The following is a 20,829-nucleotide window of genomic DNA, read 5'->3' as shown; positions in this document are numbered from 1 at the left end:
TAACTGTGCCACCGTAGGCGGGACTCATCCTACATGCGCTCTTGCCATCCTCCTATTTCTTGTGCCCCATGTGCGCACTAAGATGACGGTTCCCTTGCCATGCGAGGGGGAAGAATTGCATGGTTTGCACTGTTTCCGATTCCATCGATCAAGGAGATCATCATGGCCACATCGAGCGACAATAAACAGCAAGGTAGTAAAACCAGTAGCAGTAGCAGCGGCGGCAGCGGCGGCAGCAAGCAAAGCGATACCAGCAAGCGGGGTTTCGCTTCCATGGACCCCGCCCAGCAGCGCGAAATCGCCAGCGAAGGCGGACGTGCCGCGCATGAAAAAGGCACGGCCCATGAATTCACGTCGGAAGAGGCCCGCCGCGCAGGCAGCCAAAGCCACAAGAACGATGCCAACCGGCAAAGCGCCTCCAGCTCCAGCGGTTCGCGCGATAACACCAGCATGAACCAGGAGGGCAACCGTGACAGTGGCAACAAGCAAAGCGGCGGTTCCGGGTCCGGTTCCAGCTCCGGGTCGCGCAACAAGTAGCGCCAGCTGAGTAGCAAGTTGCAAGTGGCTCTGGCCAGCGGGAAGCAGGCACGCTGCCGGTCAGGGCCACGCTTATTTGGCTGCCGCAAAATTTTGATGCAACGCAGCAGGCATGGACTATGATGAAATAGCTGCGCCGGCCACGGCCGACACGCAGTCAACGCAGTCAAATCGCACTCACGATCAGGGAGAAGATGATGGGCAACTCCACCACGCCGCAAGCCGGCAATAGCCAGGGCGGCACGCCGTCCGTGGCAGGCAACAAGCAAAGTACGGCCGATTCTGCCGAGAACTTTGTGCTGGTCGATAGCGAGCAAGGGCTCGATATCGGCGACGATCTGTTTTCCATCGGCGAAGTGCGGCGCGCCGACCGCCTGCCCCATCACCAGTCCGGTTCCGCCGGGCAGAGCCGGCAGAGCGCCGACGATGCGCCCGACACCACGGGCAGTACGGGCGTCTGATCTGGCCGCCTAACTTTCTTCACTCTCAAGCCACGCGCGCCGGGCCAGCTGCAAGACGTGCTCGCGCACGTCCGCTGGCCATTCCTGTACGCATGCGAGAAACGCTGCTTGCTTGCCGGCGAACAGGGCGCGGCTTGCTTCCTCGAAGCCTGGCGCATCGCCGGCCAGCGCATTCATGACTTTATAGGCCGCTTCGCGTGCCTGGCGCTGCTCATCGTGCAGCTTGTTGCCGCGCTGCGCGTGTTCCACCAGTTTGCGCAAGGCGACGGAAGCGCCGCCCGGCTGCGTCGCCAGCCATTCCCAGTGACGGGGCAGCAAAGTGATTTCGCGCGCCACGACGCCCAGCTTCGGGCGGCCTGCCGTGCGCGCCGGGGCGGGAGCGTCGTCCTGCGGCGCCGGCGTTGCCGCGCGAGGCAGGCGCTGCAGCACGTCGGCCAGGCTGCCGTGCAGGTTCAGGTCGACCTGGCTGCCGCTGGCATCGTCGAAAATCAGGACCTGCGCATCGGGATCGCGCGTCACCAGTTCCTTTAGTGTTTGCGCAAGCGCATGTAAAGGGCCGGCGGCGACTTTTCGCTTGCCGGCGAAGGCGGTGAGCTGAGGTGGTGCGGGGGTATGCATGTCTTGCCTCCATGGGGAATGCAGGCAATTTTACCCGGGTTAAATAGATAGTCAATATTACCCGGGTAAAATAGGGCAAATCTGCTACAGATCGACCCGGCCGTGTTCGCCCATGTCTTTCGGCGGCTCGCCCGTGATGGCGGCCTTGGCCATTTCATAGAATTGCATCATCTTGCTGGCGCTGCTATCCCAATACTCGGCCGACTGGATCGTCACCTTGATCAGCGACAGCTTCGGATCGTCGAGCCCGCCCGGGAACCAGGCTTTCACGAGCGGATTCCACAATTCCTCCGCCTTGGCGCGGTCTTTCAGCAGCTGCGCGTGGCCGCAGACGGATACATACAGGCTGTCGCCCGTGTCGACAAAGCTGACATTGACTTGCGGATTGTTCAGCAAGTCGCGCGTATAGCTGGCCTCGTCGGAAACAAAGAACCAGATCTGCCCTTCGTTATCGACCTGCTGCTGCGTCAGCGGCCGGCTGGTGAGGGTGCGCATGTCGTCGCTGGTGGTCAGCATGCCGAATTTGACGTCCTTGATCTTGGCCGCGATGCTGGCCAGTTGTTCGCTGGAATACGATTGCATGGGTGCTCCCTTGTTGGTTGTCCTGAACAACAAGCATAGGCGCTTGCTGCATGCGGCTCTGTACGGCAGCTTACGTAGCAGCGGTGCTTTGTTTCAAAGCTGTTACAAAACGCCGGCCCGGCGGGGCGCCCCATGTCTTGACTTAATAAATGATAATCATTATCATTTGTTTGAAATATCGGCATGCACTCTGATTGAAGGATGGGAATGAAGCACACTGACTTGTCGCGCCAGCTGGCCCGCCCCTTGCCGGGAGCGGAGCATGCATAGTGCGGGCGCCGCCGACAAGGCCAGGAACAACGCCAGCCGCGCCGTCTGGCTGAAGAACTTGCATCAATGGCACTGGATCAGCTCGGCACTTTGTTTGCTGGGCATGTTTTTGTTCGCCATCACCGGCATCACCCTGAACCACGCCGGTCAGATCGAGTCGAAACCGTCGATCACGCGCCAGAAGGCGCAGTTGCCGGCGCCCCTCGTCACGGAACTGGCCGCCTATGCCGCCCGGCATGACGGCGCCAATGCCCCGATGCCGGCCGCCGCCGAAACCTGGCTCAAGCAGCAGTGGTCGCTCAATGCGGGCGGGCGTCCCGCCGAATGGTCGATCGACGAAGTGTATTTGCCGTTGCCCAGGGCGGGCGGCGACGCCTGGGTGCGCATCGGCCTGGAAGACGGGGCCGCCGAATATGAATTGACGGACCGGGGCTGGGTGTCCTGGCTCAACGACGTGCACAAGGGCCGCAACACGGGCGTCGCCTGGAGCTGGTTCATCGATATCTTTGCCGGCGCCTGCATCGTGTTTTGCCTGACGGGGCTATTGATTTTGAAGTTCCACGCGGCCAACCGGCCATTTACGTGGCCGATGGTTGGCCTCGGTATCCTGATACCTTGCGCGATCGCCTTGCTGTTTATCCACTGATCGTTTTTATTTTTCCTTTTTACAGGCACACCATGAAATTACGCTACTCCCTGGCGCTTGGCCTTCCCCTGATCGGTACGTCGGCGATGGCTGCCGACTTGTCCCTGAAGATTGAAATTCCGCAACTGAACGTGGCGGAATACCACCGCCCCTATGTGGCGGCGTGGCTGGAAACGGCCGATCAAAAGGTCGTTGGCAATCTGGCTGTGCTGTATGACGTGAAAAAGAAGGACAAGGCGGGCGAAAAATGGCTGAAAGACATGCGTCAATGGTGGCGCAAGAGCGGCCGCGACCTGGCCATGCCAGTGGACGGCGTCAGCGGCGCCACGCGCGCGCCGGGCGAACATACCCTGACTTTCCCTGGCGCCAAGGCCTTGCTCGACAAGCTGCCGGCCGGCGAATACCAGGTGGTGGTGGAGGCGGCGCGCGAAGCGGGCGGACGCGAACTGGTGCGCGTGCCGTTCCAGTGGCCGCTGAAATCGGCCCAGTCCGTTCCTGGCAAGGGCAAGGAAGAACTCGGCAATGTCGTCGTCCAACTCAAACCTTAAGGCGCCTCTACCATGTTGAAGCAACTGAATAAACCGCTGATCGCCCTGGCGCTGGCCGGCCTGGCCATGAATGCCCACGCCCACCGGGGCTGGATGGTGCCATCTAGCACGATGGTGGAAAGCAAGGACGCCTGGGTGACGGTGGACGCTGCCGTCTCCGACGGCCTGTTCGAGATCGACCACCAGCCGCTGCGCCTGGATGCGCTGCAAGTGACCGGCCCCGATGGCGCGAAAGTGGCGCCGGCGAATACGCTCACGGGCCGCTTGCGCAGCGTGTTCGATGTGAAGATGGAAAAGCCGGGCACGTATAAAGCGGCCATCGTGTCGCAAAACGTGATGGGCAGCTACAAGCTCAATGGCGAGCTGAAGCGTTTCCGCGGCAACGAAGAGACGTTCAAGAAAGACGTGCCGGCCGACGCGCAAGAGCTGAAAATCACGCGCACGGCAGCGCGCCTGGAAACCTTCTTCAGCAATGGCGAAACCAGCACGGAAGTGTTCAAGCCGACGGGCGTGGGCCTGGAATTCGTGCCGGTGACCCATCCGAACGACTTGCGCGCGGGCGAAAAAGCCACGTGGCGCTTCCTGATCGACGGCAAGCCGGCCGCGAACCAGGCCTTCAGCCTGGTGCCGGGCGGCGTGCGCTACCGTGGCGTGCTCGGGGAAATCCGCCAGAGCACCGATGCCAAGGGCGAGATCACGTTCACCGTGCCGGCCGCCGGCATGTATTACCTGAGCAGCACCTGGCCAGCGGCCGCCCCGGCCGTGGCCGGCCAGCCGCCAGCCATGCCGGAGCGCCGCATGACCTACGCGGCCACCGTGGAAGTGCTGCCGCAGTAAGCGGCGGCATCGTCACGAGCTCGCCGATGCGCCGGGTCCTGCTGCCGCAGCATATTTCCGATCAGGCCGCGCCGCCCGGCGCCGCGATCCGGGACTTGCGTGGCTTGACCATGGGCACCAGCTGGTCGGTGCGCCTGCTCGAGTCCGCCATGCCGGGACGCGCCGGCAGCGCCGACCTGCAGCAGGGCTTGCAGCAGCAGCTGGACCTGGTCGTGGCGCAAATGAGTCACTGGAGCGATGAGTCCGACCTGGGCCGCTTCAACCGGGCCGAACCCGGCAGCTGGCACAGCCTGCCCGCCGCCTTTTGCGAGGTGCTGGGCTTTGCCGTGCACGTGTCGCAGGCGTCCGGCGGCGCGTATGATCCGTGCGCGGGCGCCCTCGTCAACCTGTGGGGCTTCGGCCCCCGCCATCGCTACGACGAGCCCGGTTTCCTGCCGCCGAAAGACGATACGGTGGCCCTGCTGCTGTCGCAGCGCCAGCGCCGCCGCCTGGAACTGGACTTGCCGGCCCGCCGCGCGCGTCAGCCGGGCGGCTTGCAGCTCGATTTATCGGCCATCGCCAAGGGGTATGGCGTGGACCGCCTGGCCCGCTACCTGGACAGCCAGGGCATCGGCCATTACCTGGTCGAAGTGGGCGGCGAGCTGCGCGGCGCCGGCAGCAAGCCCGACGGCCAGCCGTGGTGGGTGATGCTGGAACAGGTCGACGGCGCCGACGCGGATCTAGATCCGCCGGAAATGCTGCTGGCGCTGCACGGCTTGTCCGTGGCCACGTCGGGCGACTACCGGCGTTTCTTCGACGATGGCACGGCGCGTTTCTCACACACCATCGATCCGCGCAGCGGCATGCCGATCGCCAATCAACTCGCTTCCGTCACCGTCGTGCATGAGCAATGCATGGCGGCCGATGCCTGGTCGACGGCCCTGACCGTGCTCGGTGCCGAGGCCGGCATGGCGCTGGCCGAAGAGCAGGGCCTGGCCGCGCGCTTCCTGCAGCGCGACGGCTCTGGCTTTCACGAAACGCTGAGCAGCCACATGCTGGCCATGCTCGACGAATGAACGATTAATTCCATGATTTTTACGCACGATACGACGCGGCTGGCCTTGCTGGCGGCCCTGTCCCTCAGCTACGCGGGCGTGTGCCTGGCGCCCTGGTTGCGCGCGCGCGCCAGGCGCCGCGCGTCCGCCGCCGCCAAGGCGGCGCTGGCAAACAGTCCCGCCTGGCTGGTGGCGTATGCAAGCCAGACGGGCAATGCCGAGGAACTGGCCACGCAAACGGCGCAGAGCCTGCAACTGGCCGGCATCCCCGTGCGCCTGTGCGCGCTGGCCGAAGTCACGGCCGTTGATCTGCAACAAGCCGAACGGACTCTGTTTTTAGTCAGCACCTATGGCGAAGGCGATGCGCCCGACAATGCGGCCGCCTTCATGGGCCGCCTGATGACGGGCGGGCTGGCGCTGCCGCAATTGCATTACGCCGTGCTGGCCCTGGGCGACCGCAGCTATGGCCAGTTTTGCGGTTTCGGCCGCGCGCTCGATGCCTGGCTGGCGGCGCAGGGCGCCTCGCGCCTGTTCGAGCGCATCGAAGTCGACCGCAGCGCCAGCGTCAGCATCGAGCAATGGTTCCAGCATCTGAGTCACCTGGCCGGCACCAGCGACGCGCCCGACTGGAGCGCCCCCGCCTTCGGCGACTGGCGCCTGACGCACAGGCAGCTGCTCAACCCGGGCAGCGCGGGCGGCGCCATCTATCACGTGGAACTGGCGCCCGTGGCCGGTAGCCTGCCTGACTGGCAGTCGGGCGACCTGGTGCAGGTGACGGCGCCCGCCGACCCCTCGCAGCCGCGCGAATATTCGATCGCTTCGATTCCGCGCGATGGCGGCGTGCACTTGCTGGTGCGCCAGCATGCGCATCCCGACGGCAGCCTGGGCCTGGCCTCGGGCTGGCTCACGGCGCAGGCCAAGGTCGGCGACGTGGTGCAGCTGCGCTTGCGCCAGCATAAGCGCTTCCGGCTGGAAGACAATGCTCAGCGGCCATTGATTTTGATCGGCAACGGCAGCGGCATCGCCGGTCTGCGCGGCCACCTGAAGAGCCGCGTGCTGGCAGGGCAGCGGCGCAACTGGCTGATCTTTGGCGAGCGCAACCTGGCCCACGATTTTCATTATCGCGAAGAGATTGAAGGCTGGCATGCCAGCGGCGACTTGCCTCGGCTGGACCTGGCGTTTTCGCGCGACCAGACGGAGCGCACCTACGTGCAGGACCGCCTGCGCGGCAATGCCGATGAAGTCAAGCTGTGGCTGGAGCAGGGCGCGGCCATCTATATCTGCGGCAGCCTGGCCGGCATGGCGGGCGGTGTAGACCAGGCCCTGCAGGAGATACTGGGCCGGCCCGCGCTCGACGCGCTGGCGGCCGAAGGGCGCTACCGGCGCGACGTGTATTAATGCAGCAGCGATTGCTTATGGCTGGACCGCAGCCAGCGGCGCCGTGTCCATCTCGCCGCTCACTTCCTGCAAGCCGCGCGCCAGGCTGGAGATGCTGGGGTTGTCGATGAAGACGCAGCGCTTGCCCGTGCGCTTGCAATAATCCTTCACGCGCCAGTAGGCGCTGTGGCTGATGCAGCCCGTCTGGCAAATCACCAGGTCGGCGGCCGCCAGGCTCGAGTCGAGCAGGTTGGCATTGTCTTCCAGGCCGCCGTCGTGGTGGGCGAACTGCGCGCCGACCCGCTCGATCAGGGCGCGGTAGGTGGCGACATTGCCGCTGCGTCCGCCCACGCACAAGACGCTTTGATCGACGAGGCGGATCGGCATTTTCAGCTTGCCGCCGGTCGGCACTTCCAGCTTGGGTGCCGGTGGCGGCACGGCGGCGGCTTGGCGCGGCTGGGCCTGTTTCAATTCCGCGATTTGCTGGCGCAATTCCTTTTCGCGCTCATCCATTTGCGCCAGGCGTTCGACCAGGCGCGTGCGCGATTCCAGTGCCGGGACGGCCGCCTGCAATTGCGCCAGTTCCGCGCGCAAGCCGTCGATCACGCTATCCTTGCCGATGGACTCGGCCCGCGTGCGCAGCAGCACGGCTTCCTGGCGTTCCAGTTCGCCCGTTTTTTCCGTCAGTGCGGCCTGGCTGCGCTGCTGCAGCTTGGCCAGTTCCTGCGTCAGGCGCGCATTTTCTTCCTGCAAGGCCGTAAATTTGCCCATGTCGGCGCGCACGCAGGCGCCGGCCTGGTGCTGGATCATGTGCAAGTCGCGGCACATCTGCTCTTCCAGCTCGGCGTCGCAGCGCGGGTGCGTCAGGCCGGCCCAGAAGGCGCCCGACACGTCGCCGTTGGCGACGGCCGTGCGCCACAGTTGCGCTACCTGTTCCGTGGTCTTGGCGCCGCGAAAGCGCAGGATCACGGGAGCGTAGCGGCGTTCGAGTTCCTTTTGCAGCGCTTCGGACAGGCGGTTGCGCGCGCCGCATTCCGTCACGGCGCCCACGTGCACTTCGTAGTCGTCGGCCAGCACGCGCCCGCCCGTCATCTTGCCCACCAGCTTGCGCAGGTAGCCCAAGGGCAAGCCTACGCCGACCAGCGGGCAATGGCAGGTATGCGACAGTTCCCACAGCCGGCGGCGGCGCGAAGCGAGCGCGGCAGTTTCCGTGTCGGCGTGGGCGCAATTGCTGATGACGGGCAGGGACTGGTCTTTGTCACACATGGCGATATCCTGTTGGGCGGTGGGGCAGCGGTGGAAGAGAAATAGAAATTAGTGCGGCAGCGGCGAGGCAGGACGTCTGGCGCTCAGCATGCGTGCCAGGCGCTCGAGCAAGGTGGTCTTCGGCGGCGCGGGCCGGTGCAGCGCCACCAGGGTGGCCCATTGCTGCGACAGTTGCTGGCAAGTCGCTTGCAGCACGGGGCCGAGGCCGGGCGAGCCGGCCAGCGCTTGCAGATGGCGTTCGATGACTGCGGCCAGTTTCTCGCAGGGACTGTCCGCATGGTAGTGCGACATCAGGTGCAGCACGGCCGACAGCAGCAATTCAGGCTGCTGGCCTTGCGGGGAAGGAAACATCGGGGAAGGTCGGTCGTTCGCCATCAAACACTCCTGTGCGGTGGTTTGGCTGGCTGCGCGCACGGGGCGCGACTGGCTGGCGAGCGTGGTGACTGGCTGCCGTGCTGCTTCAGGCAGTCAGGATCAGCTTGTTCAATTGGGTGACGCGCAGGCGATAGATCTTGCCGCTGTGCTCAATCTCCACTTCGCGGCCCTGCTGCAGCAGCGCTTCGCTGGTGATGCGGCGCGCTGGCTGGGCCATGCTGACGGGAGGACGGACGTGGGCGGTAGCGGCATCCTGGATCAAGGCTGGTTTTGAGCTTTGCATGTTGGGCTTTCTTTATCTCAGTTGAGAATGATTCGTATTTGCATTATTGTTGAATGTGGCCCGAAAAGCAAGGCTTATTTATGCGCAAGCCGTGCTTTTTTGCGATGGGATGGCAGCGTGGAGCATGGCGCTGCGCGAAGACGGCCATTGGCGCGGCATGGAAGGGGAGCGGCAGCAAAAAAGACCCGCCAAGGCGGTGCGCGCCTTGGTCGGGTCAAGCCTGTGCCAAGCTGGAAGAAATCGGGATGGCGTTAAATCGTGGCCAGCAATTGCGCCGAGGCGGCCGCGGCGGCGGTGGTGTCGGCCTTGAGCTTGGCGGCAGCCAGCTGCTTGGCGCGCGAGCGCGACGGCGGCAGGCGGCGCAGGGTTTTCAGGGCGTCCGGATCCTTGATGCCGATGGTGCGCTGGTCAACCGAGATCAGGCCGATTTCATTGAAGGCGGACAAAGTGCGGCTCACCGTTTCCAGGGTCAGGCCCAGGTAGCTGCCGATTTCGTGGCGCGTCATGCGCAGGTTGAACAGCTTGCTCGAATAGCCCATCTGCGCGAAGCGGTCGGCCAGCGAGACGAGGAAGCGCGCCACGCGGGCTTCGGCGCTCAAGGCGCCCAGCATGCCGATCATCGCCTGTTCGCGCACCAGTTCGCGGCTCATCACGCCGTACATGACGTTTTCCAGTTCCAGGTGAACACGTCCCAGCGCCGTCAGCTTCTTGAACGGCAACAAGATCAGGTCGCAGTCGGACAGGGCCACCGCTTCCGAGGAGTAGTGGCGCGAGTGGATGCCGTCGACGCCCAGCATGTCGCCCTTCATGGGAAAGCTCAGTACCTGTTCATTGCCGAATTCGTCGATGAGCACGGTTTTCAGGAAGCCCGAATTGACGATGTACAAGGTGTCGAACGGTTGGCCGATGGTATGCACGCGCTGGCCCGTCTTGAATTGCACGTGCTGGAACAGCAGTTCGTCGGCGGCGATGGTGCAGGCGCTGGAGATATGCAGCAGATCGCATACTTCCTTCAGGTTCGACCATAGCCGCCCCTGGCGCTGGCGCCCTGCTTCCATCGGGGAAGAGGGGGCCAGCGATGGGGCGGCGGCGCGGGTTTCGGGCGTTTGCGTGGACAGCATGTTCATCTCCTGGTGACAGGTAGTTCAGAGTTGAATGACAGGGTGCGCAGACGGCGGGCAGGGAAAGGGCGGCGCGCGTCCAGGCTGGTAAAGCTCAATTCGCTGACGACTTGCTGTGTGATGAAATAACTTCCCAGCAACTTGATTACTGGTTTCAGTATGCCAACAACCATATGCAATTAATATCAGCAGTGGCTGAATATGGCAGTAGGAGCTACGGTAGGGGGAGTAGGATTGTTCCTACGGTCGACGCGCGGGCGCGCGCCGCCGGGCTTACGTCTTGAAGGGGGAGAGCAGGCGGTGCGCCACGGCGTACTGCACCATTTCGGACAGCGAACTCATGCCCATTTTTTGCATGATGCGCGTCTTGTGCGTACTCACCGTCTTCACGCTCAGGTGCAGGTTGTTGGCGATTTCCGTGATCGACTTGCCCGCCACCAGCAGGGAAAAGACTTCGAACTCGCGGTCCGATAACTGTTTGTGCAGCAAGCTTTCATTCGGCATCATGATGTTGAGCACGAGCTGCTCGGCCACCTCGGCGCTGATGTAGGGGCGTCCCGACGCCACCTTGTGAATGGCGCCCACGAGCTGGGTACCAGCGCTTTCCTTGGTTAGATAGCCTTGTGCGCCGGCGCGGATGGCGCGCACCGCATATTGTTCTTCCTCGTGCATGGTGAGGATCAGGATGGCCAGCTTGGGCGCCTCGCTGCGGATTTGCCGGATCAGGTCGACGCCGCTGCGGCCCGGCATTGACAGGTCGAGCAGCAGCAGGTCGAAGCCGCCCTGGCGCACCTGATTGAGTACTTCAAAGCCGTCGATGGCTTCGCCCACGATATCGATATCCGGCGCGCCGTCAAGGATGCGCTTCAAGCCTTCTCGCATGATGGTGTGGTCGTCGGCAATTACAATACGTATCATAGGCGGGCAATCTGGATGCGTGAAATCTGCTCTGTCCGTCACCGGACAATCAAATGTTGAGAAACGAGAAACGTTGTCATTTTAACTGAGGCGGCCGCATTATGCCTTTTTCTGCATATGCCGGCAACGGCGGCCCCGGTGGTCATGTGACCTCTTATTCGGACGGGGGTTCCTTGATCAGCCTATGCACGAGCACGGGCAATTTCGAGTGCGACAGCACTTTATTGGTCACACTGCCCAACAGCAATTGCCCCCAGCCGCTGCGGCCATGCGAACCCATGAAAATCAGATCGCAATGCTGCAATTGCGCCACTTCCACGATCTTCAGGGCCGGGCTGTCGGAAAAGGCCGTCAGGCCCGTCGCTTCCAGGCCGCGCTTGGCGGCCGCGTCGAGGATGGGCTGCCAATGGTCGGCGCCGGCCTTGCGCATGGCGATGCGGTACTCCTCCTCGCTGGGATAGCTTGGCGGAATGATTTCGATGTACACCGGGTACTGGTATTCGGGCGCCACATACAAGGCAAGGATGTCGGCGTGCATCTGTTCGGCAAAAGCAACGCCGGCGCAGGCCGTCAGGTTGGAGACGGTGGAGCCATCCGTGGCGATCAGAATTTTCTTATACATGGCAGGTCCTTTGGCGGTGACTGAGCGCGCGCAACGCCTCTTATTGTAGACGCGGCGGCAGCATTGTATTCATGCAAAGACTTGATAATTATCAATACAACTGCACCTTCAGTATAGACAACATTGGCAGAAAGATCGTGTGTAGCTGCAACGATGTCCATGTGGCGCTGTTGCGCAGACGCCCGGAAGCAGGATTTCTTCTGCTGTGCGTGGTCTTGCACGCACGCCAATGGTAGTATTTCAAAATACAACAGCTGGAACACATATTTCCTTGTGGAAAAGCTCTTGTAGGCCAGCTTTGCACCAGGAAGCGCGTTTTGAGATTTACCAACAGGGCGGCGCCCTGCTACACTCGCACCATCGCAGCGGTATTGCCTCAAATCATCTTAATCGAGAAATTGTGGGTATCAGTCTGTAAAACGCACAGTTCAGGCGGAATTTTGACAAATTATGGAGAAGCAGGGATATGACCAACGCCGCTGATGATTTCGACGCATTATTCGATGAAGTATCTGCGCAAAGTGCGGCCGCGGCTCAGCCCGCGCCTGCCGCCGCGCCCGCTCCCGCCGTGATTGCGGAGGACGATTTCGACGCGCTGTTCGACTCGGTGTCGGCCAACGCCGCCGTGCCGGCAGCCGCCGAGCCCGTGGCCGCCGAGGCGGAAGCGCTGCCTGTGGCCGGCGCCGAGGCGTCTGGCGACGCGGCCGATCCCGTCGACCAGTCCGACAAGCCGATGTTCGAGCGTCTGGGCGGCATCGTGCGCCTGCTGCACGATTCGCTGCGCGAACTGGGCTACGACAAGGCGCTGACGGAAGCGTCGTCGCAGATCGTCGACGCCCAGGACCGCCTGGAATACGTCGCCACCCTGACCGAGCAGGCCGCCAACAAGGTCCTGAACACGCTCGACGAAGGCATGCCGGCGCAGGATGTGCTGTCGAAGAAAGCCAAGGACATGGACGGCCGCTGGACGGCGCTGTTCGACGGCAAGCTGAGCCTGGAAGAATTCAAGGCCCTGGCCGGCGACTCGCGCCAGTTCGCGCAAGCCGTTGCCGAAGCGACGGAAGCGGAAAAAGCGCGCTTGCTGGAAATCATGATGGCGCAGGACTTCCAGGACATCACGGGCCAGCTGATTAAAAAAGTGGTCAACATCACCAAGACCGTGGAAAACGAACTGGCCCAGCTGTTGCGCGACAACGCGCCGGCCGAGGTGCGCGAGAAACTGGCGCAAAAGCCGGTGCCGCTGATGCAGGGCCCGTCCGTGCCGTCGGTGGCGCTGGACCAGGATAATGTAGACGACCTTCTTGCGGATTTGGGATTCTAATGGACGATATGCTCAAGGATTTCGTCGTTGAGGCGATGGATCTTGCGGTTAATGTTGAAGAGCACTTGTTGCGCCTCGAGCGCGATCCTGACAACAAGGAAACACTGAATGCGGTGTTTCGTTCCTTCCACACGATCAAGGGTGGTGCCGGCTTCATGGGCTTGCCCGCGCTGGTGGCGGCCTGTCACCTGACGGAAAACCTGTTCGACGCCTTGCGCACGGGCGCCGCGCCCGTCACCCCCATCGCCATCGAGGCGGCGCTGCAGGCGTCCGGTTTCGTCGCCGACCAGCTGACGGAACTGGCCAATGGCGCCGCGCCGGAAAGCTTGCCGGCCATGCCGGAAGAGCTGGAACACATCCTGACGAACGCCATCGAAGGCAAGGGCATGGACGCGCCTGCGCCTGCCGCCGCCGTGGTGGCGGAAGTGGCCGCGCCCGTTGCCGAGGTTGCGGAAGTGCCTGCCGCCACGCCTGCCGCCGCCGTCTCCACCGCCGGCGCCGATGGCCTGGACTGGGAAGGCATGTATAACGCCGTCGTGCCCGAGGGCAGCCGGGTCGCTGCCGCGCCGGTGTCCGCCGTCGCCGCTGCCCCTGCCGTCGTGGCCGCCGCTGCGCCCGCCGCTGCTGCCGCTGCCGCCAAGCCGGCCGCCAAGGCCTGGGATGGCGCCGAGCGACGCGAAGAGCGTCCGGAAGTGCGCCATGCCGCGCCCGTCAAGGAAGACAGCATCCGCGTCGACGCCGTCAAGCTCGACGCGCTGCTGGAAGTGGCGGGCGAATCCGTGCAGGCCGCCAACCAGGCCGCCGTGCTGCTCGAACGCTTGCTGCAATTCAAATTCGAAGGCCAGGCCGCTACCCTGATGGCGACCCTGGCGGAAACCCTGGAGCGCGCCTCGCGTTACTCGACCGAACTGCAGCGGGCCACCCTGGCCACGCGCATGCAGCCTGTCGGCCGCCTGTTCCAGAAATTCCCGCGCCTGGTGCGCGAGCTGGCGAAAGACCTGGGCAAGGATGTCGAGCTGACCATCGAAGGCGCGGAAACGGAAGTCGACCGCGTCGTCGTGGACAGCCTGTACGATCCGCTCGTGCACATGCTGCGCAACTCGCTCGACCATGGCGTCGAATCGCCGGAAGCGCGCCTGGCCGCCGGCAAGCCCGCCAAGTCGTATATTTCGCTGAAAGCCTGGCAAGAGGCCAACAGCGTCATGATCGTGCTGCAGGATGACGGCAAGGGCATGGACCCAGTCTTCCTGCGCAGCAAGGCCCAGCAAAAGGGCTTGATCAGCGAAAACGCGCAATTGAGCAACGACGAATGCTTCCAGCTGGTGTTCCTGCCGGGCTTCTCGACCAAGGAAGTGGCGTCCAGCGTCTCCGGCCGCGGCGTGGGCATGGACGTGGTGAAAACGGCCGTGGAGAAAAACCGCGGCGCCATCCACATCGAGTCGACGCTGGGCAAGGGCACGAAGTTCGCCATCCGCCTGCCGATCGAACTGTCGATCGTGCCGACCATGCTCGTGTCGACCTCGGGCGCCGCGCTGGCGCTGCCGATGGCGGTGGTGCAGCGCGTCGTCGAATTGCCGGAAACCTTCATGGAAGTGGGTGGCGCGCCCGTGCTGAAAGACCAGGGCCGTCCATTGCCCGTACGGTCGCTGGCCGGTGCCCTGGGCTATGAATCGTGCAGCGAACGCGTCGGCATCGTCGTCGCCGCGCCACAGCCGTACATTCTCGCCGTGGAAGCCGTCGATGGCACGGCCGACCTGGTGATCAAGCCGATGACGGCCATCACCGTGGAAGGCATCACCGGTACGGCCCGCTCGGCCGAAGGCGAGCTGGTGCTGGTAGTCGGCTTGTCGTTCCTGATGGACGGCTGCCGGGGAAGCGTTCGTCTAGCTGCCTGAGTCTTGCTTCATTCGTTAGAAAGCCCGCTAGGCATAGCGGGCTTTTTTTATGGCGCCAGCGGTGTCAGATGTTGTTAGGGCGTAAGGTGCCGCCTTCCAGCCAGCGCTGCACGCGCACGATTTCCTGGGCGCGCTCAGCCTCGTCCTTCGGCGGCGGCAGGTAGATGTCGGGCATGATGCCGTCGAGATCGACCTGCAGATATGGCAAGCGGGCCGAGCGCGAGGTGGCGTAGGCCAGCTGGCGCCGTCCCGAGGGCAGAGGGTGCATGCGCAGATTCGAATAATCGAGCGCGCCTCCGCTGTTGCGTCCGATCAGCTTGACGCGAAAGCTTTGCCGCGCTTCCAGCAGAAACTGTTCGCAGGAACTGCCGCAATCGCGGTCGACCAGCACCGCCACCCTGGACGGCTGTACTGCCTGGCCAGACACACTCGCATAGCTGACAGGCCCGTTGGTGCTTTGCGCCACGAACTGGCCGGGCTGCACGCTGCGCATGCGGGTGACGGCCAGTGCCATATATTTCGTGCAGGTGGCGTCGCCGGGAGCGTACAGCGCGCAGATGTTTTCCTGGCTGGCGATATTGGCCGGCGTGGACAGCCATTCACCACCGATATTGACGCTCTCGCCTGAAGCTAGCCATGGCAGCAAGGGCGCATATGTGCTGTCGCTGCCGCCGTTGTTGCGCCGCACATCGATAATCCAGTTTCGACGGCTGGCCAGTTCGTCGCGCTTGCTTTCCAGTAAATCATTGATGAGCCCGGCGTATCCGGGGAAAAAACTCGGTAAGGTCAACAGCGCCGTGTGCGGCGACAGCAGCTGCAGCGATGGCGCTCTGTCATCGATGGTGGCCGTTGGCGCGGCGGTTGAGGATGGCGCTGCAGCTGGTGTCTCATGTTTCAGCGCACCGGTCGGCATGATCTGCAGGTGGCCTTTGCGCCACTGGCTCAGGTAACCGGACAGTACCGTATTGCAGGCAGCCTCACCGTTCACCTTGGCCGCCGCGGTGCTGGCGCTGGCCAATGCCTGATCGAAATACGCTTGACCTTTTTGTGCCAGATGCTGGCGCGCGCCAGTATCGTTTTCCAGCAAAAAGGCGGGAAGGACGCGCAAGTCCTGCAGGCAGGTCTCGCCCGGCGTGGCCGCTTGCGTATGGCTGACTGTCAAAGTAGTCAGGAGCGTGGCGGCAACAGAACACAGTCTCATCAATGCAGTCTTTCCTGAAATTGTTATCGAAATACAATACACGAAAGATTAAAGAAAAAGTATCGATTTCTGGCCGCGCCGTGGCTCGTTCGGCGGCCTGCCCGCAGATGGGGTCGTCATGTCGCCGATATGCCGATATCGGCAATTTCCAGCTCATATCCAACAATGCGGCCAAACTTTGTATCGCCAATCCCACGCTTTTGCCTGTTTCGGTTCTGTGTCGCGCAATATATGGCATAATCCTTGTGGATCACCGTATGACCTGGTATCACTTGATCACTTACTACAGGCTGTGGCAACGCTGCATAAATCATGATGAAGACGCTTTACGACAAACTCTGGGAATCCCACGTTGTTCGGGCCGAAGATGATGGCACGACAATTTTGTACATCGACCGGCACTTGCTGCACGAAGTCACCAGCCCGCAAGCCTTCGATGGCCTCAGCGTGGCGGGCCGCCAGCCGTGGCGCATTTCCGCCAACCTGGCCGTGGCCGACCATAACGTGCCCACCACCAGCCGGGTCGACGGCATTGCCGATCCCGTCTCGCGCCTGCAGGTGGAAACCTTGGACAAGAACGCCAAGCACTACGGCTTGACCTACTTCAACATGAACGACAAGCGCCAAGGTATCGTGCACGTGATCGGCCCCGAACAGGGCGCGACCCTGCCCGGCATGACGGTGGTCTGCGGCGATTCGCACACGTCCACGCATGGCGCGTTCGGCGCGCTGGCGCACGGCATCGGCACGTCGGAAGTGGAACACGTGCTGGCCACGCAAACCTTGCTGCAAAAGAAATCCAAGTCCATGCTGGTGCAGGTCGACGGCGCTCTGCCGGCCGGCGTGACGGCGAAAGATATCGTGCTGGCCATCATCGGCAAGATCGGCACGGCCGGCGGCACCGGTTACTGTATCGAGTTCGGCGGCTCGGCCATCCGCGCCTTGTCGATGGAAGGCCGCATGACGGTGTGCAACATGGCCATCGAGGCGGGTGCGCGCGCCGGCATCATCGGCGTGGACGACACCACCATCAATTACGTCAAGGGCCGTCCGTTTTCGCCGGCCGGTCCGCACTGGGAACGCGCCGTGGCCTACTGGCGCACGCTGCATTCGGACCCGGGCGCCCGTTTCGACTTGGTCGTCACGCTCAACGCGCAAGAGATCGAACCGCAAGTGACGTGGGGCACCTCGCCCGAGATGGTGGTCGGCATCGATGGCCGCGTACCGGATCCGGACAATGAGAAAGACAGCGTCAAGCGCGACGCCATCGAAAAGGCGCTCGTCTACATGGCGCTGAAGCCGAACACGCCGATCTCGGACATCCGTATCGACAAGGTCTTTATCGGTTCCTGCACCAATTCGCGCATCGAGGATCTGCGCGCGGCCGCCGCCGTGGTACGCGGCAAGTACCGCGCCTCGAACGTCACCCTGGCGCTGGTCGTGCCCGGTTCCGGCCTGGTGAAAGATCAGGCCGAGCGCGAAGGACTCGACCGCATCTTCAAGGATGCCGGCTTCGAGTGGCGCGAGCCGGGCTGTTCCATGTGCCTGGCCATGAATGCGGACCGTCTGGAACCGGGCGAACGCTGCGCCTCGACCTCGAACCGCAACTTCGAAGGCCGGCAAGGGCAGGGCGGTCGTACCCACCTGGTGTCGCCCGCGATGGCGGCGGCGGCGGGCATCGCCGGCCACTTTGTCGACGTGCGGGGATTGCGATGAATTTGGGGTCAGACCCGTTGGGTCTGACCCCAGCATTTGCCGGTGGTTTACACTAACGGGATTTGCAACCATTAGCACATAGACTGAAATCATCATGAAAAAACTCTTCGCCCTCCTCATCGCCACCGTCATCTTGTCCGGCTGCAACACCGTCTCGGGCATCGGCCGCGATGTGCAGAAAGTCGGCCAGGTCGTCACTGGCGCCGGCGGAAAATAAACCGTGACGTGGCGGCGCCCCGCGCCGCGCGTCTTACCGAGTAGAAACAGCATGGATAAATTTACGATTTACGAAGGCCTGGTAGCCCCGCTGGACCGCGCCAACGTCGACACCGACGCGATTATTCCGAAGCAATTTCTGAAATCGATCCACCGCAGCGGCTTCGGCCCCAACCTGTTCGACGAATGGCGCTATCTCGACCATGGCGAACCGGGCCAGGACAACAGCCGCCGCCCGCTGAACCCCGAGTTCGTGCTCAACGAGCCGCGCTACCAGGGCGCCTCGATCTTACTCACGCGCAAGAACTTCGGCTGCGGCTCCTCGCGCGAACACGCGCCGTGGGCGCTCGATCAATATGGCTTCCGCGCCATCATCGCGCCCTCGTTTGCCGACATCTTCTTCAACAACTGCTACAAGAACGGCTTGCTGCCCATCGTGCTGTCGGAAAGCCAGGTCGAGCACCTGTTCAATGAAGTCAAGGCTTTCCCCGGCTTCAAGCTGGTGGTGGACCTGGAGCAGCAATGCGTGCGCACCAGCAACGGTTCCGTCTCGTACCCGTTCGAGATCGATGCCTTCCGCAAATATTGCCTGATGAATGGGCTCGACGATATCGGCCTGACCCTGCGCCACGCCGCCGACATCCGCGCCTTCGAAGAACGCCATCTTTCTGCTCAGCCCTGGCTGGCCAACGTCATTTAAACGATTAAAATATGAAAATTGCAATCTTACCCGGCGACGGCATCGGTCCTGAAATCGTCGCGCAAGCCGTCAAGGTCTTGAATGTGCTGGGCGAATCGTTTGAGCTGGAAACGGCGCCCGTGGGCGGCGCCGGCTACGCGGCCCATGGCCACCCTTTGCCGGAAGGCACGCTGGCCCTGGCGAAAGCGGCCGATGCCGTGCTGTTCGGCGCCGTGGGCGACTACCAATACGACAACCTCGAGCGCCAGTTCCGCCCGGAACAGGCGATTCTGGGCTTGCGCAAGAACCTGGGCCTGTTCGCCAACCTGCGTCCGGCCATCTTGTATCCGGAACTGGCGGGCGCCTCGACCCTGAAGCCGGAAGTGGTCTCGGGCTTGGATATCCTGATCATCCGCGAATTGACGGGCGATATTTATTTCGGCCAGCCCCGCGGCGTGCGCGAGTGCCCGGACGGTCCGTTCAAGGGCCAGCGGGAAGGCTTCGACACCATGCGCTATGCGGAAGGCGAAATCCGCCGCATCGCCCACGTGGCATTTCAGGCCGCGCAAAAGCGCGACAAGCGCCTCACCAGCGTGGACAAGGCGAACGTGCTGGAAACCTTCCAGTTCTGGAAAGATATCGTCACCGATGTGCACAAGGAATACCCGGACGTGGCGCTCGATCATATGTATGTCGATAACGCGGCCATGCAGCTGGTGCGGGCGCCGAAGAAATTCGATGTCATGGTGACTGGCAACATGTTCGGCGATATCTTGTCGGACGCGGCCGCCATGCTGACGGGCTCGATCGGCATGTTGCCGTCCGCTTCGCTCGATGCCAACAACAAGGGCTTGTACGAGCCGTCGCATGGTTCGGCGCCCGATATCGCGGGCAAGGGCATCGCCAATCCGCTGGCGACGATCCTGTCGGCCGCCATGATGCTGCGCTATTCGCTGAACCGCGAAGAGCAGGCAAACCGCATCGAAGGCGCCGTCAAGCAGGTGCTGGCGCAGGGGCTGCGCACGGCCGACATCCACGAAGCGGGCACGACTTTGGTCGGTACCGAGGCCATGGGTGATGCCGTAGTGCGTGCATTAGGATAAAATATTTCAATGATGGCAGTCGCCGTCTCATCTTGAGGAATGGTAATGAAATTAGTTGGCTTGGTAGGTTGGCGCGGTATGGTCGGTTCGGTCCTGATGCAGCGCATGCAGGAAGAGGGCGATTTCGCCCACATTGAACCGGTGTTTTTCACCACCTCGAACACGGGCGGCGCGGCGCCGGCCATGGCGAAGAATGAAACCATCCTCAAGGATGCCAACAACATCGCCGAACTGTCCAAGTGCGACATCATCATTTCCTGCCAGGGCGGCGACTACACGAGCGCCGTCTTCCCGCAGCTGCGCGCAGCGGGCTGGAACGGTTACTGGATCGATGCGGCCTCGACCTTGCGCATGGAAAAAGACGCCGTCATCGTGCTCGACCCCGTCAACCTGCACGTCATCAAGGATGCGCTGGGCAAGGGCGTCAAGAACTACATCGGCGGCAATTGCACCGTGTCGTGCATGATGATGGGCCTGGGCGGCCTGTTCCAGCACGACCTGATCGACTGGATGACGTCGATGACGTACCAGGCGGCCTCGGGCGGCGGCGCGCAGCACATGCGCGAACTGCTGACGCAATTTGGCACCATCAACAGCTCCGTCAAGGCGCTGCTGGAAAACCCGGCGTCCGCCATCCTGGAAATCGACCGCCAGGTGCTGGCCACCCAGCACGGCTATTCCCCGGATGAAATCAAGCAGTTCGGCGCGCCGCTGGCCGGCAACCTGATCCCGTGGATCGACAAGGACCTGGGCAACGGCCAGTCCAAGGAAGAATGGAAGGCGGGCGCGGAAACGAACAAGATCCTCGGCCGCGGCATCGATTTCGGCACCAAGGAAATTCCCGTCGACGGCCTGTGCGTGCGCATCGGCGCCATGCGCTGCCATTCGCAGGCGCTGACCATCAAGCTGAAGAAAGACGTGCCGCTCGATGAAATCAACGACATCATCGCCAGCAACAATCAATGGGTGAAATTCGTGCCGAACACGCGCGAAGCGTCCGTGCGCGACCTGTCGCCGGCAGCCGTCACGGGCAGCCTGACGATTCCCGTCGGCCGCGTGCGCAAGATGAGCATGGGCGGCGAATACCTGTCCGCGTTCACCGTGGGCGACCAGTTGCTGTGGGGCGCGGCCGAGCCGCTGCGCCGCATGCTGCGTATTCTGCTGGATGCGTAACAGCAATAAATCAGCAATTAATTGCTGATG

General features: G+C 62.8%; 23 protein-coding genes. 14 read left to right on the top strand and 9 right to left on the bottom strand.

The genetic code is table 11. The features are described from left to right. The first annotated feature begins 162 nt into the window (after positions 1-162). Positions 163-537, top strand: a complete 375-nt coding sequence (locus AC1Q6X_RS02455; protein WP_492494842.1) for a KGG domain-containing protein — start codon at positions 163-165, stop codon at positions 535-537. A 194-nt stretch (positions 538-731) separates the two neighbouring features. After that, positions 732-998: a hypothetical protein gene (locus AC1Q6X_RS02450; protein WP_070300427.1), complete on the top strand. Its 267-nt coding sequence runs from the start codon at positions 732-734 to the stop codon at positions 996-998. A 9-nt stretch (positions 999-1,007) separates the two neighbouring features. On the opposite strand, the gene AC1Q6X_RS02445 is transcribed toward AC1Q6X_RS02450, so the two are convergent. Next, positions 1,008-1,616 carry a DUF2239 family protein gene (locus AC1Q6X_RS02445; RefSeq protein WP_492494839.1) on the bottom strand — a complete coding sequence of 203 codons (609 nt, stop codon included), beginning with the start codon at positions 1,614-1,616 and terminating at the stop codon, positions 1,008-1,010. Between the two features lie 84 nt (positions 1,617-1,700). Continuing rightward, positions 1,701-2,198 carry a pyridoxamine 5'-phosphate oxidase family protein gene (locus tag AC1Q6X_RS02440; protein ID WP_070221099.1) on the bottom strand — a complete coding sequence of 166 codons (498 nt, stop codon included), beginning with the start codon at positions 2,196-2,198 and terminating at the stop codon, positions 1,701-1,703. 262 nt (positions 2,199-2,460) lie between these two features. Here AC1Q6X_RS02440 and AC1Q6X_RS02435 point away from each other — a divergent pair, with 262 nt between their 5' ends. Genes AC1Q6X_RS02435 through AC1Q6X_RS02415 form a run of 5 tightly spaced genes read left to right on the top strand, consistent with a single transcriptional unit; the run spans position 2,461 to position 6,931 of the window. Then, positions 2,461-3,114: a PepSY-associated TM helix domain-containing protein gene (locus AC1Q6X_RS02435; RefSeq protein WP_492494837.1), complete on the top strand. Its 654-nt coding sequence runs from the start codon at positions 2,461-2,463 to the stop codon at positions 3,112-3,114. A gap of 32 nt (positions 3,115-3,146) precedes the next feature. Beyond that, on the top strand, positions 3,147-3,662 hold the full coding sequence (locus tag AC1Q6X_RS02430; RefSeq protein WP_290603349.1) for a DUF2271 domain-containing protein: 516 nt from the start codon (positions 3,147-3,149) through the stop codon (positions 3,660-3,662). Positions 3,663-3,674: 12 nt separating this feature from the next. Continuing rightward, complete coding sequence (locus AC1Q6X_RS02425; RefSeq protein ID WP_492494835.1) at positions 3,675-4,499, top strand: DUF4198 domain-containing protein; 825 nt, start codon at positions 3,675-3,677, stop codon at positions 4,497-4,499. A gap of 26 nt (positions 4,500-4,525) precedes the next feature. After that, entirely contained in the window at positions 4,526-5,554 is a 1,029-nt protein-coding gene (locus tag AC1Q6X_RS02420; protein WP_492494833.1) for an FAD:protein FMN transferase, read from the top strand. A 12-nt stretch (positions 5,555-5,566) separates the two neighbouring features. Then, positions 5,567-6,931: a sulfite reductase subunit alpha gene (locus tag AC1Q6X_RS02415; RefSeq protein ID WP_492494831.1), complete on the top strand. Its 1,365-nt coding sequence runs from the start codon at positions 5,567-5,569 to the stop codon at positions 6,929-6,931. Positions 6,932-6,946: 15 nt separating this feature from the next. Here AC1Q6X_RS02415 and AC1Q6X_RS02410 read toward each other — a convergent pair whose 3' ends face one another. The 6 genes from AC1Q6X_RS02410 to AC1Q6X_RS02385 form a co-directional block, all read right to left on the bottom strand. Then, entirely contained in the window at positions 6,947-8,176 is a 1,230-nt protein-coding gene (locus tag AC1Q6X_RS02410; protein WP_492494829.1) for a DUF2325 domain-containing protein, read from the bottom strand. A 48-nt stretch (positions 8,177-8,224) separates the two neighbouring features. Continuing rightward, complete coding sequence (locus AC1Q6X_RS02405; RefSeq protein ID WP_070312866.1) at positions 8,225-8,551, bottom strand: hypothetical protein; 327 nt, start codon at positions 8,549-8,551, stop codon at positions 8,225-8,227. Positions 8,552-8,636: 85 nt separating this feature from the next. Beyond that, on the bottom strand, positions 8,637-8,834 hold the full coding sequence (gene hemP / locus AC1Q6X_RS02400; RefSeq protein ID WP_034750559.1) for a hemin uptake protein HemP: 198 nt from the start codon (positions 8,832-8,834) through the stop codon (positions 8,637-8,639). Positions 8,835-9,085: 251 nt separating this feature from the next. Beyond that, positions 9,086-9,892 carry a Crp/Fnr family transcriptional regulator gene (locus AC1Q6X_RS02395; RefSeq protein ID WP_070221155.1) on the bottom strand — a complete coding sequence of 269 codons (807 nt, stop codon included), beginning with the start codon at positions 9,890-9,892 and terminating at the stop codon, positions 9,086-9,088. Between the two features lie 336 nt (positions 9,893-10,228). Continuing rightward, positions 10,229-10,873, bottom strand: coding sequence for a response regulator (locus AC1Q6X_RS02390; RefSeq protein WP_070221113.1), 645 nt, complete (start codon positions 10,871-10,873; stop codon positions 10,229-10,231). Positions 10,874-11,027: 154 nt separating this feature from the next. Next, positions 11,028-11,495 (bottom strand): universal stress protein, encoded by a 468-nt coding sequence (locus AC1Q6X_RS02385; protein WP_070221114.1) that lies wholly within the window; start codon positions 11,493-11,495, stop codon positions 11,028-11,030. Between the two features lie 466 nt (positions 11,496-11,961). Between AC1Q6X_RS02385 and AC1Q6X_RS02380 the strand changes: the two genes are divergently transcribed. Both AC1Q6X_RS02380 and AC1Q6X_RS02375 read left to right on the top strand, forming a co-directional pair. After that, positions 11,962-12,816 (top strand): protein phosphatase CheZ, encoded by an 855-nt coding sequence (locus AC1Q6X_RS02380; RefSeq protein WP_121670176.1) that lies wholly within the window; start codon positions 11,962-11,964, stop codon positions 12,814-12,816. Further along, positions 12,816-14,711, top strand: coding sequence for a chemotaxis protein CheA (locus AC1Q6X_RS02375; RefSeq protein WP_070221116.1), 1,896 nt, complete (start codon positions 12,816-12,818; stop codon positions 14,709-14,711). Before AC1Q6X_RS02380 ends, AC1Q6X_RS02375 begins: the two co-directional genes overlap by 1 nt. 64 nt (positions 14,712-14,775) lie before the next feature. On the opposite strand, the gene AC1Q6X_RS02370 is transcribed toward AC1Q6X_RS02375, so the two are convergent. Continuing rightward, a complete protein-coding gene (locus tag AC1Q6X_RS02370; protein WP_492494825.1) occupies positions 14,776-15,912 on the bottom strand; it encodes a S41 family peptidase in 1,137 nt (378 codons plus the stop codon). Positions 15,913-16,224: 312 nt separating this feature from the next. Here AC1Q6X_RS02370 and leuC point away from each other — a divergent pair, with 312 nt between their 5' ends. From leuC to asd, 5 genes are all read left to right on the top strand, one after another. Further along, positions 16,225-17,628: a 3-isopropylmalate dehydratase large subunit gene (gene leuC, locus AC1Q6X_RS02365; protein WP_070221120.1), complete on the top strand. Its 1,404-nt coding sequence runs from the start codon at positions 16,225-16,227 to the stop codon at positions 17,626-17,628. A gap of 94 nt (positions 17,629-17,722) precedes the next feature. Next, the gene (locus tag AC1Q6X_RS02360) at positions 17,723-17,845 is read left to right on the top strand and encodes an entericidin A/B family lipoprotein (RefSeq protein WP_010400408.1); all 123 of its coding nucleotides are present in this window, start codon (positions 17,723-17,725) and stop codon (positions 17,843-17,845) included. Positions 17,846-17,896: 51 nt separating this feature from the next. Further along, the gene (gene leuD / locus AC1Q6X_RS02355) at positions 17,897-18,544 is read left to right on the top strand and encodes a 3-isopropylmalate dehydratase small subunit (RefSeq protein ID WP_492494822.1); all 648 of its coding nucleotides are present in this window, start codon (positions 17,897-17,899) and stop codon (positions 18,542-18,544) included. Positions 18,545-18,555: 11 nt separating this feature from the next. Beyond that, positions 18,556-19,626: a 3-isopropylmalate dehydrogenase gene (leuB, locus tag AC1Q6X_RS02350; RefSeq protein ID WP_070221124.1), complete on the top strand. Its 1,071-nt coding sequence runs from the start codon at positions 18,556-18,558 to the stop codon at positions 19,624-19,626. Between the two features lie 45 nt (positions 19,627-19,671). Beyond that, entirely contained in the window at positions 19,672-20,799 is a 1,128-nt protein-coding gene (gene asd, locus AC1Q6X_RS02345) for an aspartate-semialdehyde dehydrogenase (protein ID WP_071650193.1), read from the top strand. Positions 20,800-20,829: the final 30 nt, after the last annotated feature.

Source organism: Janthinobacterium sp. GW823-FHT06H09, assembly GCF_058794735.1.
This window is presented reverse-complemented; position numbering and strand designations above follow the sequence as displayed.